The organism is Salinicoccus sp. Bachu38, from assembly GCF_038561955.2.
Taxonomy (GTDB): Bacteria; Bacillota; Bacilli; order Staphylococcales; family Salinicoccaceae; genus Salinicoccus; species Salinicoccus bachuensis.
This window is the reverse complement of sequence record NZ_CP138333.2, coordinates 2,224,267-2,238,265: the sequence shown is the minus strand read 5'-3', so window position 1 is coordinate 2,238,265 and position 13,999 is coordinate 2,224,267. Positions and strand designations below refer to the sequence as shown.

Below are 13,999 nucleotides of genomic sequence, written 5' to 3'. Positions count from 1 at the left end.
ATGGAGGGGTAAAATGAATAAGAAGTTTTCAGGTTTAGTTGCTGCATTGAGCATGTCGTTCGTATTGACGGCATGCGGAGGGTCGGGTGAAGAAGGTGGTTCATCGGGTGAATCATCCGGCAGTACAGAGAACACGGAGCCCGTAACACTGCAGTTGGGTCACGCATTATCACCGGGTACGCCGGCTGCCGACAAGATTGATGAAATGGCGGAGACGGTTGCAGAAGAGACGGAAGGACGTGTGGAGTTCGACATCTATCCAGACAGCCAGCTGGGTTCCGAAACGGAAATGCTTGAACAGATTCAGGTCGGTTCCATGCAGGCCGGAGCAATCATGATCGGGTCCATGCAGACACTCGATATGAGAATGGCCATCGAAGATCTGCCATATATGTGGAAGGATGTGGAGAATGCACGTGAGGCATATCAGGGTGAATTCGGTGAACAGCTTGCTGACATCATCTCGGAACAAGGATTGACCCAAATTGGATACCTTGAGTGGGGTCCAAGGCATGTCACCAACAATGAGAAGCCGATTGTCGAGCCGGAGGATCTTGAAGGCGTGAATATCCGTGTGGCGGAAACGGCACTCAGAGTCGATGCATTCGAACAGGTGGGCGCACTGCCGACAGTCATGGCTTTCAGTGAAGTATATGGTGCCCTGCAACAGGGGGCGCTGGATGCACAGGAGAATCCTCTTTCTGTCATCAATGCGGCAAAGTTCTATGAAGTGCAGGATTACCTTTCTTTGACAGGCCATTTCTATAACACTGTAATGATGGTGGTCGAGACGGATACTTGGGACCAGATATCAGAAGAGGACCAGCAGCTCATCCGGGACGAAGCATCCAGCATTTCAGAGGAGGTCGCCGAAATGAACGACACGATGGAAGAGGAGTACCTCACTGAGTTGGAAGAGAACGGCATGCAGATCAATGACGATGTCAATACCGAAGCATTCAGGGAAGCGATGCTGCCTGTATATGAGCAGTGGGAAGAGGAAGTATTCGGTGAAGAGCTTATGAACGTATATAGAGAAGCATCCGGATGGGAAGAATAGGGACCCATCCCATAAAGGGGCGTAAATGAAATGGGACTTACAAGAATTCTTGTCAAAGTGCTGACATGGATGTGCATCATTACAATCACACTGCTTACATTCATCGTCCTGCTCCAGGTCATTACCCGGTTCTTCAACTATTCGATGCCGGGCACGGAGGAGCTGTCCAGGCTGTTCATCGTCTGGCTGACTTTCCTTGGCAGCAGCCTGGCAATCTACGAGAAGATGCACCTGGCAGTCAACTATTTCGTCAACAAGTTCAGAATGAAATACCGAAGGGTACTCTATGTCCTGGTCAACATTCTGATCATCGCGTTCTATGCTGTGCTGACATACTACGGTTTCATGCTGTCGATGAGCGCGATGTCGCAAACTACATCAACGTTGCAGATGCCGGTCGGCATATCCTATCTGGCGATTCCGGTGAGTGGACTCTTTTCAATCTATTTCATCGCAATCAACCTGACAGGGTCTGCGACTGAAGAGGAAGGGGAGACGGCACCATGATGATCATACTCATACTGCTCATATTCTTTGCACTCCTCTTCATCGGCATGCCGATTGCCTATGTCATCGGCCTTGTATCTATCGCCATGCTCCTGTTTGGCGGCGTGTCCCTCGAAATCGTCATCCAGAGGATGTTTGCCGGAGTGGACAGCTTCTCCTACCTTGCCCTGCCGCTGTTCATCCTGGCAGGCAATATCATGGGCAAAGGTGGATTGACCAGGCGGCTGATGGCACTATCAAGTGCGATTGTCGGACGGTTCACAGGCGGGACAGCCATCACCACGGTCGTGACGACGGCACTGTTCGGCGCAGTATCCGGCTCCACGGTAGCAACGACCTATGCGGTCGGTTCGGTGCTTGTGCCACGGCTGCAGGAAGAAAAGTACAGCAATTCCTTCATTGCCAGCATCATCGGTCCTGCAGGCGTACTGGGCCTCATCATACCGCCGAGCATCACGATGGTCATCCTGGGCATCACGGCGAACATTTCAATTGGTGACCTGTTCATAGCGGGCGTCATCCCCGGCATATTACTGACGGTGGCCCTGTCTGTATATGTCGCCATCATTGCCAGGAAGAAGGGGTACGGCGAGATTTCGGTCGAAACACCAAAAGGCAAGGAATTCTGGATTATAGCGTGGCGGGCGTTCTTTCCGCTGCTTACACCGATATTCATCCTCGGCAGCATATTCAGCGGATTTGCCACAGCGACGGAAGCGGCCGTCATTGCGGTTGCCTACGGCTTCATCCTTGCGCTGGTGTACAGGGAACTGAACTTCAGGACATACCGGGAAATTATGGTATCCTCCGCCGTCACATCTGCGACGATCCTCATCATCATCTCGGCAGCCAATGCATTTACATATGTATTGACGGCGAATCGGATACCCGTCATGATCTCGAACTTCTTCCTGGAATATGCAACATCTCCATGGATGTTCCTGATCATCGTGTCGATCATACTGCTGATTCTCGGAACCTTGACGGAAGTGACATCACTGATTGTCCTCCTGAGTCCGATATTCATGCCGATCGCCACCCAGTACGGCATCGATCCGGTGCATTTCGGAATGGTGCTGATCATGAACTTTGCACTCGCGAACATCACACCCCCTGTCGGACTGTCGCTGATTGCAGGGTGCAGCATCACGGACAGGAAGATGGGAATAGAGGAGACGCTGCCCTACATCCTGCATGTATTGGCCATCGTGGGCGTGATGGTGCTGTTCATCATCTTCTTCCCGCCGCTTTCAACGTTCCTGCCCGGACTATTCGAGTAGAGGAGGCAAACCATGATATTGAAACCGAAAACTGCAGAACATTTCACGGATCTGCATGGTGGAAGAGGCAACGTGTCCATATCCAGACATCTGAAGCCGCATGATGTGGAGGGTCTTGATCTCTTTGCGAAAGTGGTGGTTGAAAAGGGTGGCAGCATCGGCTATCACCAGCATCTCGATGATTCGGAAGGCTACTATATCCTGAGCGGCCAGGCGGATTTCATCGATGCGGATGGTGAGCACAGACCGGCCGGTCCCCACGATTTATGCCTGATCACTAAGGGTGAGTCCCACGGCATTGTTAATACAGGAGAATCAGATCTGGAGTTCCTTGCGGTAGTATTCTGAGGAATGAATGAAAATAAAGAACCGGCACACTGTCATGTTTTATGCAGTGTGCCGGTTCTTTCCATATATTACTGGACTATTGCGCCATGAATGACTTGATGAGGTCTCCATGTTCGATATTGTCTGTGAGACCCTGGAAGTTGTCCTTTCCTGGACCATAAGCGTAGACATTGACGTCTTCGCCCGTATGTCCACTTGTCGTCCAGCCGGTGAATGTACGTTTGTCGACGGCCTCCTTAATGATGCCTTCGATCTCACCATAGCGGTCGGCTGTCGGAAGGAGCAGCGCTTCTTCGAGCGCACCGATTTCCTCTGATGTGAATGCCCAGTCGATGTAGGCATCCAGTGTACCATGGATATCTTCAGTTTCGAGAATCTCCTCTGTGATGAATTCAGGCGTACGGTGCATCTCGTGGAGTGGTTCTGCGTTCCAGTTGTATTCCCCGTCCAGACCGAGGGAGAAGCCACCTGTGTTATGGTCTGCCGTAGTGACGACGAGTGTTTCGCCATCTTCTTCAGCAAAATCGATTGCTGCTGCGAATGCCGCTTCGAAGTCTTCCATTTCGCTCATTGCACCGGCGATGTCATTGGCATGGCCAGCCCAGTCGATCTGGCTGCCTTCAACCATCAGGAAGAAGCCTTCGTCATTCTGGCCGAGTGTATCTAGCGCCGTCTGTGTCATGCTTTCCAGGGAAGGAATCTCTTCTGTACGATCCCACTTCTTGGGCAGTCCACCTTCTGAGAACAAGCCGAGCAGCTGGCTGTTCTGTGACTGCTGCATTTCCTGGGCCGAATCCACGAAATCGTATCCTTCATTCTGGAACTCTTCAATCAGATTGCGGTCTTCACGCTCGAAGTATTCAATGCCACCACCAAGCAGGACATCCACTTTCATCTGATCATTGATTCTTTCATCGAAATAGTCATCGGCGATGTCAGCATGGTTGTGTCTGGATTCATCATGGGCACCGAAGCTTGCCGGGGTCGCATGCGTAATCTCGCTTGTTGCGACCAGCCCTGTGGATTTGCCTGATGCTTTGGCGACCTCGAGTGCAGTTTCCAGTTCATTCAGTTCATGGTCGACGGCAATGGCGTTATTGTAGGTTTTGGAGCCTGTAGCCATCGCTGTGGCAGAAGCGGCTGAATCTGTGATGTTTTCCTCTTCATCATGCGGATGTGTCTTCTGCTGTCCGACAAGATGATGGTCGAATTCAGTATCGACCATATCTTCCGAAAACCCGCCATTCTTATAGTATCTGTAGGCGGTATTGTATGTAACACCCATCCCGTCACCAATCAGGTATATCACGTTTTTTGGCGTGTCAGTATCCTGATCCGCACCCTGCGAACCGGATCCTCCTCCAGCAGCTGTAACCGGGCTGGAACCGAAGACGGATGCCAGAACAAATAAAGTTAGAAGTGAAGCTGTAAACCATTTTTTCATAAGTAAGTATCTCCTCCTCTTCAAGATGATTCCATCATAGCAATGGGATATTAACTCCGAACTAAGAATGTTAATTGGATGTAAAAAACAGTTAAAGATTAAATTAACTGCAGAAAAAGATTTTGGAAAGCTGTGTTATATTTAGTATAAAATAAAGGAGGATTTTCATGTCGACTGTCGAACAGCTATACACTGCGTACGCAGCAAATGAACCATTGGAATTGGGTGTACTTGATATTGGATCGAAAGAGGCCGCCTATGCCATACAGGATGACGTGCTGAAATTGAAGGAGGAGAATGGTGAAGTCCACATGGGCTACAAAATCAGCCTGACGAGCCGCGAGACCCAGGATCTTTTCCGCAGTGATTCGCCTTTATATGGCGCCATGACCGACCGTACGGTGCAGAAAGAAATCAATCTGGGCGACTATAATATCCCGCTCCTTGAAATGGAACTGGTCTTTCTGGTCGATGAAGAGATATTCCCGGAAGACACGGAGGCGGATATCATGAAGAAATGCAGAGTGGCTCCGGGTGCGGAAGTGCCGGATGGCCGGTATAAGGACTGGTTTCCGAATGCTGCCCTGACCGAAATCATCGCCGACGGTGCAGTGAACGGTGCAGTGGTATATGGCGAGGCGAAAAGCTATGATTATGCTGCACTCGATTCCATCAAAGGCACATTATCGCACGATGGAATCGTCATCAAGGAAGGGGCTTCGACGGAAGTGCTCGGTCATCCCGCCAGTGCGGTGAAGTGGCTGGCCGGTGCCCTTGCAGCCCGGGGGAAGACATTGAGCCCTGGAATTTTCGTCTCTTCAGGCACTTTCAATCTGCCAGTGCCGCTGAAAACTGGGACATATAGGGCCGAATATGAAAATGTCGGAGAAGTGGTTTTTAAAGTCAGTCAGTAGGATGTCATCGGCCATGGAAGGCTGATTCAATAAAAAAGTGGCATGTGAGATCTACTCACATGCCACTTTTTGCGTTCTATATCCTTACAACCCAGCCGAATGGGTCTTCTGCACGACCGTACTGGATATCCGTCAGGTTGTCATAAAGCTCCTGGGAGATCGGGCCGACCTGGTTTTCATTGACGATATGGTCGACACCGTGGATATTGAGCTTGCCGACAGGGGAGATGACTACCGCAGTCCCTGCACCGAACACTTCCGTGATTCTGCCGCTGTGCAGATCATTGGCAAGGTCGTCGATGTGGATCTTCTCTTCCCTTACGGTATATCCCTTGTATTTGGCGAGTTCGATGATCGATTTTCGTGTGATGCCCGGCAGGATGGAACCGTTCAGTTTAGGTGTGACGAGTTCGCCATCGCGTACGAAGAAGATGTTCATGCTGCCGACTTCTTCAACATATTTCTGATCGACGCCATCGAGCCAGAGTACCTGTTCATATCCAAGTTCGTTGGCCTTCTTCTGGGCAAGCAGGCTGGCCGCATAGTTGCCGCTGACTTTCGCAGAACCGACGCCGCCACGTACGGAACGGACGAAATCGTCTTCAACATAGATGCTGGTCGGATCAGCCTGGCCGCCATAATAGCTTGCGACAGGGGAGAGGATGATGTTGAACTGGTAAGTTTCAGATGGTCTGACACCAAGGAATGGTTCGTCAGCAAATACGAAAGGCCTCACATACAGTGACTGACCTGGGCCGTCCGGCACCCAGTCGCGTTCGACCTTCAGCAATTCGTAGAGTGCTTCGAGTGCATTCTCTTCGTTGATTTCCGGCATGGACAGGCGGGAGAGTGACTGGTTCATCCGTTTGAAGTTTTCATCCGGTCTGAAGAGAAGTACATCTTCACCGCTCTTGTATGCTTTAAGTCCTTCAAATACCGACTGCCCATAATGGATGGCCTGGCAGCTTGGGGAGAGTACCAGGTTCTGATAGGGGATGATGGAAGGCTCAGACCACCCATATTCCGGCGTATATCTATTCGTGAACATATAGTCTGTAAAAACCGTTCCAAATTTTACTGTGGAAACATCCGGTTTTTCCTTCAAGTGATTTGCCCGTTCTATCTGTAATGTTTGTCCCATATTAATTCCTCCTTAATAATTAACCGATATGTGTGGGTTCAGCAACGCTTCTGGCTTTCTGTCTGTACACAGCCCTAACATATAGTGCTGTTGTGGCGATGACCGGAATCATTCCGAGAACGAGTGAAATTTCATAGTCCATATTCAACGTCTCCGGGGCGTAGAAGAAGTAGGTTCCGACTACACCAGTCATGAATATTGCAGGAATGCCTGCAATGAAGTGCAATTTCTCTTCCTTGATCAGGTAGGCGGCTGCTACCCACAGCATTGTTGCTGAAACCGTCTGGTTTGTGAATCCCAAGTACCTCCATAAGAAGGAATAGTCGATCGTAGCAAGCAGGAACGAAGGAATTGCGACGCAGGCTGTCATGATGAGCAGTTTTGGCCTGACGCCGACTTTAACGAATTTCCCTGTTGCTTCAGTCAGGATCATCCTGGATGAACGGAGTGCAGTGTCCCCGGTTGTGATTGGCAGTACGATGGCTCCCATGAACGCCAGGAAGGCCCCGGCAGTGCCAAGGTAGCCGATTGAAATGGAATCGATGACGCCCGCAGGTCCGCCGTTCGCCAGTGCTGCTCCGAGGCCGTTCGTGCCGCCGAAGAATGTCATCCCGGCTGTGGCCCAGATAAGTGCGATGATGCCTTCGGCAATCATGGCGCCGAAGAAGACTTTGCGTCCTTCAGATTCCTTTCTCACCGTACGCGCGATGATCGGGCTCTGGGTGGAGTGGAAGCCCGAGATGGCCCCGCATGATATTGTGACCATGAGCAGCGGCCATACAGGCAGCTCCTCAGGATGTGCCGTGGATAGTGTCAGATTCGGTATCTGGGCTCCGGATATGAGGAGCCCGCCGAATACGGCAAGGGCCATGATGATCAGTATGGCACCAAAAATCGGGTATATCTTGCCGATGATCTTGTTGATCGGCAGCAGTGCTGCAAGCAGGAAATACGCAAAAATGAGTACGAGTGCGACAAAGAATGGAATGGCTCCACCTGTTTTTATCGATATCAGTTCAGCAGGTCCAGCGGTGAAGGCTGCTGTAACCAGAATCATGAGTGCCAAAGAAACAACATAGATGAAAAGCTTGACGCTTTTTCCCAGGTATTTCTCAACAAGTGCAGGAAATTGCGAGCCGTTATTGCGAATGCTCAGCATTCCTGAAAAATAATCGTGTACTGCGCCAGCGAAGATACAGCCAACTACAATCCAAATGAGTGCGACAGGTCCATAAAGTGCACCCGCCACTGCGCCGAACACAGGACCAAGCCCTGCGATGTTAAGTAACTGTACCAGCCAGCCTTTGATCGGGTGCATTGGAATATAATCGACACCATCGCCGCTTTTGTAAGCCGGCGTCTCGTTGCTATCATCGATGACAAAAATCCTCTCAACAATCTTTCCATACACCATATAACCGAGTATGAGTAGTAGGATTGAAAAAGTGAGTGTCAACATAATCGAATGCCTCCCTGCATTTAAAAATTGTATACATCTTATCAATTTTGGCGACATAAATCAATATGTTTTCAGACAATTTCGATTTCATTTTCATTACAAAATATTCATATAATGATAAATTACTGTAATTATTGGTTTTGTGCTATCATATATGGACATTAATAATGTAAAAGAGGTAAATCCAAATGGGTATTTCCAGAAAAAAAGTACATGAAGAGATTGCAGACCTGATCATGGAAGATATAAAAAATGGCATATTGAACCCTGGAGACAAGCTGCCATCGATCAGCAGGATGGCGGAATCGTATCAAGTGTCTTCGGCTTCCATAAGGGAAGCGCTGAATACGCTCAGGGTAATGGATGTCATTGAAGTAAAACACGGACAGGGGTCATATGTAAAGGAAAGGATGCCGCTCGGTTTCGAACATGAATTCGAAATCATTACGAGAAAGGATATCGAAAACCTTCTCGGCCTCAGAAAGATCATCGAAGTCGGCTGCGTCGAACTGGCCTGCAGCCGTGCAGATGAAAAAGATCTGGAGAAGCTCCATGAGGCTCTGGAAAAAATGCAGACGGCGGTCATGAACAATGAACTCGGGGAACAGGCGGATTATGAATTCCATATGGCGATTGCAGAAGCGACAGGCAACCAGATGCTCGTAACCCTGCTGGATGATGTTTCTGAAAAAATGCTGGAGACGATGAAGGAAACAAGAAGGATCTGGCTTTATGAAGAGAAAAAATCCATCAGAAAGATCTATGATGAGCACAAATCCATATATGAAGCGATTGAAAGAAAAGATGCAGAGGGAGCAATCGACACGATGCTTACGCATCTGAATGAAGTGGAGTCGGTATTACTGAGGCACCATAAATGAAGAGGGACCGCAAGGTCTCTTTTTTTTCGAAAAAAGTTTGACATTTGGAAACCGTTTTCATAAAATACTAGAAGAGAGATATAGTCATCTGATGACTAGTTGATTATAATCAAACTTGGGACATGGGGGTTGTTTATGCTGGTTCTATTAAGTCTTTTGCCGATACTATCGATTTTCTTCTTTCTCGTCATATTGAGGTGGTCCGCCAAAAAGGGGATGCTCTACAGCTTCATCATCACCGTGCTCATCGCCTACTTCGGCTGGCAGATGGGGGCGGTCAGCATTACAGCTGCTTCACTGAAAGGGGTCATGACTGCGCTTGAAGTCGGTGTCATCGTCTTCGGTGCGGTACTGCTGCTGAATGTATTGAAGGAAAGCGGTGCAGTGGATACCATCCGCTCTTCATTTACGAGCATTTCACCGGACAGAAGGGTACAGGCCATCATCGTTGCATGGCTCTTCGGAACATTTCTTGAGGGGGCTGCAGGGTGGGGAGCACCGGCAACGATCATCGGACCGCTTCTAATCGCTCTTGGATTTCCCGCACTTGCTGCGGTAATGATTGCGCTGATGCTGCAGTCCACACCGGTTTCATATGGCGCGGTGGGGACGCCGATACTCGTCGGTGTAAATACGAGCCTTGAAAACCAGCCGGTGGTGAACAGTTACATAGGAAGCAACGGACAGGAGATGTCCAGCTTCATCTTTGATGTGGGCGGCCAGGTATCGATATTCCATGCCATGGTCGGGTTGTTCATCCCGCTACTCATGTCGGCCATGCTGACAAAATTCTTCGGCAGGAACAGAAGCTTCAGGGAAGGTTTCGCCGTATGGCCGTTTGCCATTTTTGCAGGCCTGGCCTTCGTCATTCCATTTACACTGGTCGCCAATTTCCTGGGACCGGAGTTCCCGTCGCTGCTGGGCGGACTGGTCGGTATGGCGATTGTCATTCCTCTGGCGAAGAAAGGATTCCTCATGCCGAAGGAAACATTCGACTTCGAACCCCGGGAGACATGGGAGAAATCCTGGTTCAGTGACATTTCTGCAGAAGTGAGGCCGACGAAAGAGATTTCAATGATCAAGGCCTGGCTGCCGTATGTACTGGTTGCACTGCTGCTTGTCGTCACGCGTGTGGAGGCGCTGGGATTGAAACCGCTTGTTTCAGGCTGGGTGGTCGCCTTTGAAGATATCCTCGGGACAGGAATCAGCCACAGCCTTACCCCGTTCATGATTCCCGGTGTAGTATTCATAATAGTAGCGGTGTTTACAGGCTGGCTGCACAGGGTCGATGGAAAAGGGATGGCCAATGCATTCAAAGTATCAGGCAGGACGATTCTTGCCGCCATGGCTGCATTGATCGTTTCCGTCCCCCTTGTACAGGTGTTCATCAATTCGGGCATCAACAATGCCGGGTTCGATTCCATGCCGCTCGTGCTGGCCCAAGGGGCTGCAAGCCTCTTCGGTGACAGCTGGCCGCTGATCTCTCCGGCAATCGGGGCGATGGGTGCCTTTGCCGCCGGCAGCAATACGGTCAGCAACATGATGTTCGGTTTGTTCCAGTTCGGGGTGGCCGACGAGATTGGTGCCAATCCGCTCTATATCGTCGCACTCCAGGCAGTCGGGGGTGCAGCAGGCAATATGATCTGTGTGCATAACGTCGTTGCAGCCAGTGCGGCCGCAGGACTCATCGGCAAGGAGGGGACACTGATTTCCCGCCTGCTCATTCCAACAGTATTCTACCTAGTGCTTGCAGGGGCTGTCGGATATGTATGGGTGAACGGTTTAGGCTTGAATATAGGGATTTTTCTTATCATCGCTATATTGGCAGCCATATTCTCAATGATTTTACGTTCCCGGAAGCTGGCCGAAACAAATTAGGAGAAAATTATTATTAAAATGGATTATTTTAAAATGGAAAGGTGACCGTAAAATGGATAACACAGAACCGAAAAAAGTCATCCTGATAGGTGCTGGTATTTTGAGCAGTACTTTTGGTTCGTTTTTAAAAAATATAGAGCCGGATTGGAATATTAAACTGTTTGAAAGATTGGATAAACCAGCGATAGAAAGTTCAAACGAAAGAAATAATGCCGGAACAGGCCATGCTGCGTTATGTGAATTGAATTATACAGTTGAACAAGAAGACGGATCGATAGATATTGAAAAGGCAAAAGAAATAAATGAACAATTTGAAGTTTCCAAGCAATTCTGGTCCTATCTGGTCAAAAATAAAGAAATACAAAATCCGGAGGAATTTATTCGTCCATTACCTCATATCAGTTTTGTACAGGGTACGGATAATGTGAATTTCCTAAGGAAGCGGTATGAGGCATTATCCCCATTACCGATGTTTGAAGGCATGGAGTATTCAGAGGACCTTAATGAATTGGAAAAGTGGATCCCTTTAATGACAGAAGGGCGTACATCAGATGCAGTTGTTGCTGCGAGTAAAATAGACACAGGAACTGATGTCAATTTCGGTGAACTTACTCGAAAAATGATGGAAAACATCAGTGAACATGATAACGCAGAAGTGCATTATAATCACGAGGTGCTTGATTTCGAAAGAAGAAGAGACAGCAAATGGGGCGTTAAGATCCATAACCTTGAAGATGATAAGGTTGAATACCATGTAGCGGATTATATCTTTATTGGAGCTGGAGGTAATGCAATTCCGCTGCTGCAAAAAACAAAAATTCCTGAGAGCAGAAATCTTGGCGGTTTCCCGATAAGCGGTGCATTTTTAGTTTGTACAAATTCGGAAATAGTAAACCGGCATGGTGCCAAAGTTTATGGGAAAGAACCCCCAAACACGCCGCCGATGACTGTGCCCCATTTGGATAGGCGGTATATTCAAGGTGACCAGAGTCTATTATTTGGGCCTTTTGCGGCTATAGGCCCTAAATTCCTGAAGAATGGTTCCAATCTGGACCTTTTCAGATCCATTAATCCGAGTAACGTATTGACTATGTTATCTGCCGGCGCTAAGAACGTGCCACTGGTTAAATATTCTATTCAGCAGGTCATGATGGACAAGGAAGACCGGATGAAGGAGCTGAGAAAATTTGTTCCTGAAGCAAAAGACGAGGACTGGGATTTAATTATAGCTGGAAAACGTGTGCAGGTAATCAAAGATACCGAAGAGTATGGGAAAGGATATATTCAATTTGGAACAGAGGTTGTTCATTCTGAGGACAAATCTGTCATGGCCTTGTTAGGAGAATCTCCAGGCGCTTCTACGTCTGTATCTGTTGCGCTGGAGGTCTTTGAAAAAAACTTCCCGCAATATATGGAAAAATGGGAGCCTAGAATAAAAGAGATCATTCCTTCATATGGCCACTCCTTAATAGAAGACAGTGCCTTGTTAAAAGAAATCCGGAAGGCAACTTCCCAAGAGCTTGGTTTGGAATAGAAATGAAACTGACCGTCGGTGTGCATGGTCCGATCCATGCGCCTTATGTAGTAGTGGAAAATGAATGATATAGAAGGCTTTGCTTCGGCGAAGTCTTTTTATATTGGTGGAGTTTTCAGAAAATATTTGATATTGGCTATTGTATCCAATATAATGGGGTTAACTTCAAACAAAGGGGTGTCATGATGAAATTAAGTGAGTCACTCGCATCATATATCCGGTCGGTCTCCTACGAGCAGCTGCCGGATGACGTTGTAGAATTTACGAAGCTCTGCATTCTCGACTATTTCAGCTCTGCCATTGCCGGGTCTGATACGCCACCGGTTGCGAAGGTGGAGGAGATGGTCAGGGAACTCGGAGGGCATGAGCAGGCGACTTTGATTACGGGTGGGAAGTCGTCCGTGACGAATGCAGCACTGCTCAATGGTGCATCAAGCCACATCGTCGAACAGGATGATATCCATAAGGGGTCCATCATCCATGCAGCGACTGTCGTCATCCCGGCTGCACTGGCGATTGCCGAACGGGATGATCTTTCGGGCAAGGATCTGATTACTGCCGTAGTTGCCGGCTATGAGGTATGCTTCAGAATCGGTGAGGCAGTGACCCCTTCCCACTACTACTACTGGCATAACACTGCGACATGCGGTACGTTTGGTGCAGCGGCGGCTGTGGCAAAACTGCTCGATCTGTCCGAAGAGCAGATCGTCCATGCGCTCGGCAGTGCGGGAACGCAGGCAGCCGGTTTATGGGAGTTCATCGAAGATGGTGCGATGTCGAAGCAGCTGCATCCCGGAAAAGCGGCGATGAACGGAGTGATTGCCGGGCTCCTGTCCCAGAAGGACTTCACTGCAGCAAGCCGTATACTGGAGGGGAACCGCGGGTTCTTCGAAGCGATGAGTGATGCGTACGATGTTTCAAAAGTGACGGAGGGGCTCGGGGAGACATACAAGATAATGGAGAACTCCTTCAAGGTCCATGCCTCCTGCAGGCATACCCATCACGCGATGGACATCGTCGCCGAACTGTCCAGGGAGCGGGGGCTGGATGCAGAGGACATTGAAAGCATCGAGGTTGGCACATATCAGGTGGCCATCAACATTACGGATAATGACAACCCGGTGACCGTCTATCAGGGCAAGTTCAGCCTCCAGTACTGTACGGCGCATGCTTTTGTGATGCAGGAGGGCAGCCTCAACACATTCAACGAGGAAAACTTGTGGAATGAAGAAATAAGGGGATTGATGTCCAAGGTCAGGATATATGTCGATTCGGCCAAAGATGGCGCCTATCCGAACCAGTGGGGGGCGCTTGCGAAGGTAATATTGAAAAATGGAGAGCACATTGAGCTCGATACGGACTATCCAAAAGGAGATCCGGAGCAGCCGGTGACGAAGGATGAGCTAGTGGATAAATTCATGCAGCTGAGTCGGAAAGTAGATCAATCTGAGCGTGAAAGAATCGCCCAGAAGATACTTTCACTTGAGGAAGTTGAAGATTTGGAAATGCTTTTTCCTAAGAACCGGGTAGATATAAAATAATTAACAAGATAT

General features: G+C 48.9%; 12 protein-coding genes. 9 read left to right on the top strand and 3 right to left on the bottom strand.

Annotation, left to right across the window (positions count from 1 at the left end; genetic code table 11):
* The first annotated feature begins 13 nt into the window (after positions 1-13).
* The 4 genes from RQP18_RS11375 to RQP18_RS11360 are packed head-to-tail and all read left to right on the top strand — an operon-like array spanning position 14 to position 3,195.
* Positions 14-1,060, top strand: a complete 1,047-nt coding sequence (locus tag RQP18_RS11375; RefSeq protein ID WP_342387799.1) for a DctP family TRAP transporter solute-binding subunit — start codon at positions 14-16, stop codon at positions 1,058-1,060.
* A 30-nt stretch (positions 1,061-1,090) separates the two neighbouring features.
* On the top strand, positions 1,091-1,567 hold the full coding sequence (locus RQP18_RS11370; protein WP_342387798.1) for a TRAP transporter small permease: 477 nt from the start codon (positions 1,091-1,093) through the stop codon (positions 1,565-1,567).
* A complete protein-coding gene (locus RQP18_RS11365) occupies positions 1,564-2,847 on the top strand; it encodes a TRAP transporter large permease (protein WP_342387797.1) in 1,284 nt (427 codons plus the stop codon). Before RQP18_RS11370 ends, RQP18_RS11365 begins: the two co-directional genes overlap by 4 nt.
* A gap of 12 nt (positions 2,848-2,859) precedes the next feature.
* Positions 2,860-3,195, top strand: a complete 336-nt coding sequence (locus RQP18_RS11360) for a cupin domain-containing protein (RefSeq protein WP_342387796.1) — start codon at positions 2,860-2,862, stop codon at positions 3,193-3,195.
* Between the two features lie 76 nt (positions 3,196-3,271).
* On the opposite strand, the gene RQP18_RS11355 is transcribed toward RQP18_RS11360, so the two are convergent.
* Positions 3,272-4,639 (bottom strand): alkaline phosphatase, encoded by a 1,368-nt coding sequence (locus tag RQP18_RS11355; RefSeq protein ID WP_342387795.1) that lies wholly within the window; start codon positions 4,637-4,639, stop codon positions 3,272-3,274.
* A gap of 167 nt (positions 4,640-4,806) precedes the next feature.
* Here RQP18_RS11355 and RQP18_RS11350 point away from each other — a divergent pair, with 167 nt between their 5' ends.
* Positions 4,807-5,553, top strand: coding sequence for a 2-keto-4-pentenoate hydratase (locus RQP18_RS11350; RefSeq protein WP_342387794.1), 747 nt, complete (start codon positions 4,807-4,809; stop codon positions 5,551-5,553).
* Positions 5,554-5,629: 76 nt separating this feature from the next.
* Here RQP18_RS11350 and RQP18_RS11345 read toward each other — a convergent pair whose 3' ends face one another.
* Together RQP18_RS11345 and RQP18_RS11340 are read right to left on the bottom strand one after the other, a co-directional pair.
* The gene (locus tag RQP18_RS11345; RefSeq protein ID WP_342387793.1) at positions 5,630-6,694 is read right to left on the bottom strand and encodes a branched-chain amino acid aminotransferase; all 1,065 of its coding nucleotides are present in this window, start codon (positions 6,692-6,694) and stop codon (positions 5,630-5,632) included.
* Positions 6,695-6,713: 19 nt separating this feature from the next.
* The gene (locus RQP18_RS11340; protein ID WP_342387792.1) at positions 6,714-8,153 is read right to left on the bottom strand and encodes a carbon starvation CstA family protein; all 1,440 of its coding nucleotides are present in this window, start codon (positions 8,151-8,153) and stop codon (positions 6,714-6,716) included.
* Positions 8,154-8,341: 188 nt separating this feature from the next.
* Between RQP18_RS11340 and RQP18_RS11335 the strand changes: the two genes are divergently transcribed.
* The 4 genes from RQP18_RS11335 to RQP18_RS11320 all read left to right on the top strand — a co-directional run bounded on the left by RQP18_RS11335 (position 8,342) and on the right by RQP18_RS11320 (position 13,987).
* Entirely contained in the window at positions 8,342-9,034 is a 693-nt protein-coding gene (locus tag RQP18_RS11335; RefSeq protein WP_342387791.1) for a FadR/GntR family transcriptional regulator, read from the top strand.
* A 135-nt stretch (positions 9,035-9,169) separates the two neighbouring features.
* A complete protein-coding gene (locus tag RQP18_RS11330) occupies positions 9,170-10,912 on the top strand; it encodes an L-lactate permease (RefSeq protein WP_342387790.1) in 1,743 nt (580 codons plus the stop codon).
* Positions 10,913-10,937: 25 nt separating this feature from the next.
* Complete coding sequence (mqo, locus tag RQP18_RS11325; RefSeq protein WP_373446170.1) at positions 10,938-12,446, top strand: malate dehydrogenase (quinone); 1,509 nt, start codon at positions 10,938-10,940, stop codon at positions 12,444-12,446.
* A 182-nt stretch (positions 12,447-12,628) separates the two neighbouring features.
* Positions 12,629-13,987 (top strand): MmgE/PrpD family protein, encoded by a 1,359-nt coding sequence (locus RQP18_RS11320; protein WP_373446065.1) that lies wholly within the window; start codon positions 12,629-12,631, stop codon positions 13,985-13,987.
* Positions 13,988-13,999 lie beyond the last annotated feature (12 nt).

Coding starts and splice junctions, on each gene's coding strand:
- RQP18_RS11375 (WP_342387799.1), top strand. CDS start 14: ATGAATAAGAAGTTTTCAGGTTTAGTTGCTGCATTGAGCATGTCGTTC.
- RQP18_RS11370 (WP_342387798.1), top strand. CDS start 1,091: ATGGGACTTACAAGAATTCTTGTCAAAGTGCTGACATGGATGTGCATC.
- RQP18_RS11365 (WP_342387797.1), top strand. CDS start 1,564: ATGATGATCATACTCATACTGCTCATATTCTTTGCACTCCTCTTCATC.
- RQP18_RS11360 (WP_342387796.1), top strand. CDS start 2,860: ATGATATTGAAACCGAAAACTGCAGAACATTTCACGGATCTGCATGGT.
- RQP18_RS11355 (WP_342387795.1), bottom strand. CDS start 4,639: ATGAAAAAATGGTTTACAGCTTCACTTCTAACTTTATTTGTTCTGGCA.
- RQP18_RS11350 (WP_342387794.1), top strand. CDS start 4,807: ATGTCGACTGTCGAACAGCTATACACTGCGTACGCAGCAAATGAACCA.
- RQP18_RS11345 (WP_342387793.1), bottom strand. CDS start 6,694: ATGGGACAAACATTACAGATAGAACGGGCAAATCACTTGAAGGAAAAA.
- RQP18_RS11340 (WP_342387792.1), bottom strand. CDS start 8,153: ATGTTGACACTCACTTTTTCAATCCTACTACTCATACTCGGTTATATG.
- RQP18_RS11335 (WP_342387791.1), top strand. CDS start 8,342: ATGGGTATTTCCAGAAAAAAAGTACATGAAGAGATTGCAGACCTGATC.
- RQP18_RS11330 (WP_342387790.1), top strand. CDS start 9,170: ATGCTGGTTCTATTAAGTCTTTTGCCGATACTATCGATTTTCTTCTTT.
- RQP18_RS11320 (WP_373446065.1), top strand. CDS start 12,629: ATGATGAAATTAAGTGAGTCACTCGCATCATATATCCGGTCGGTCTCC.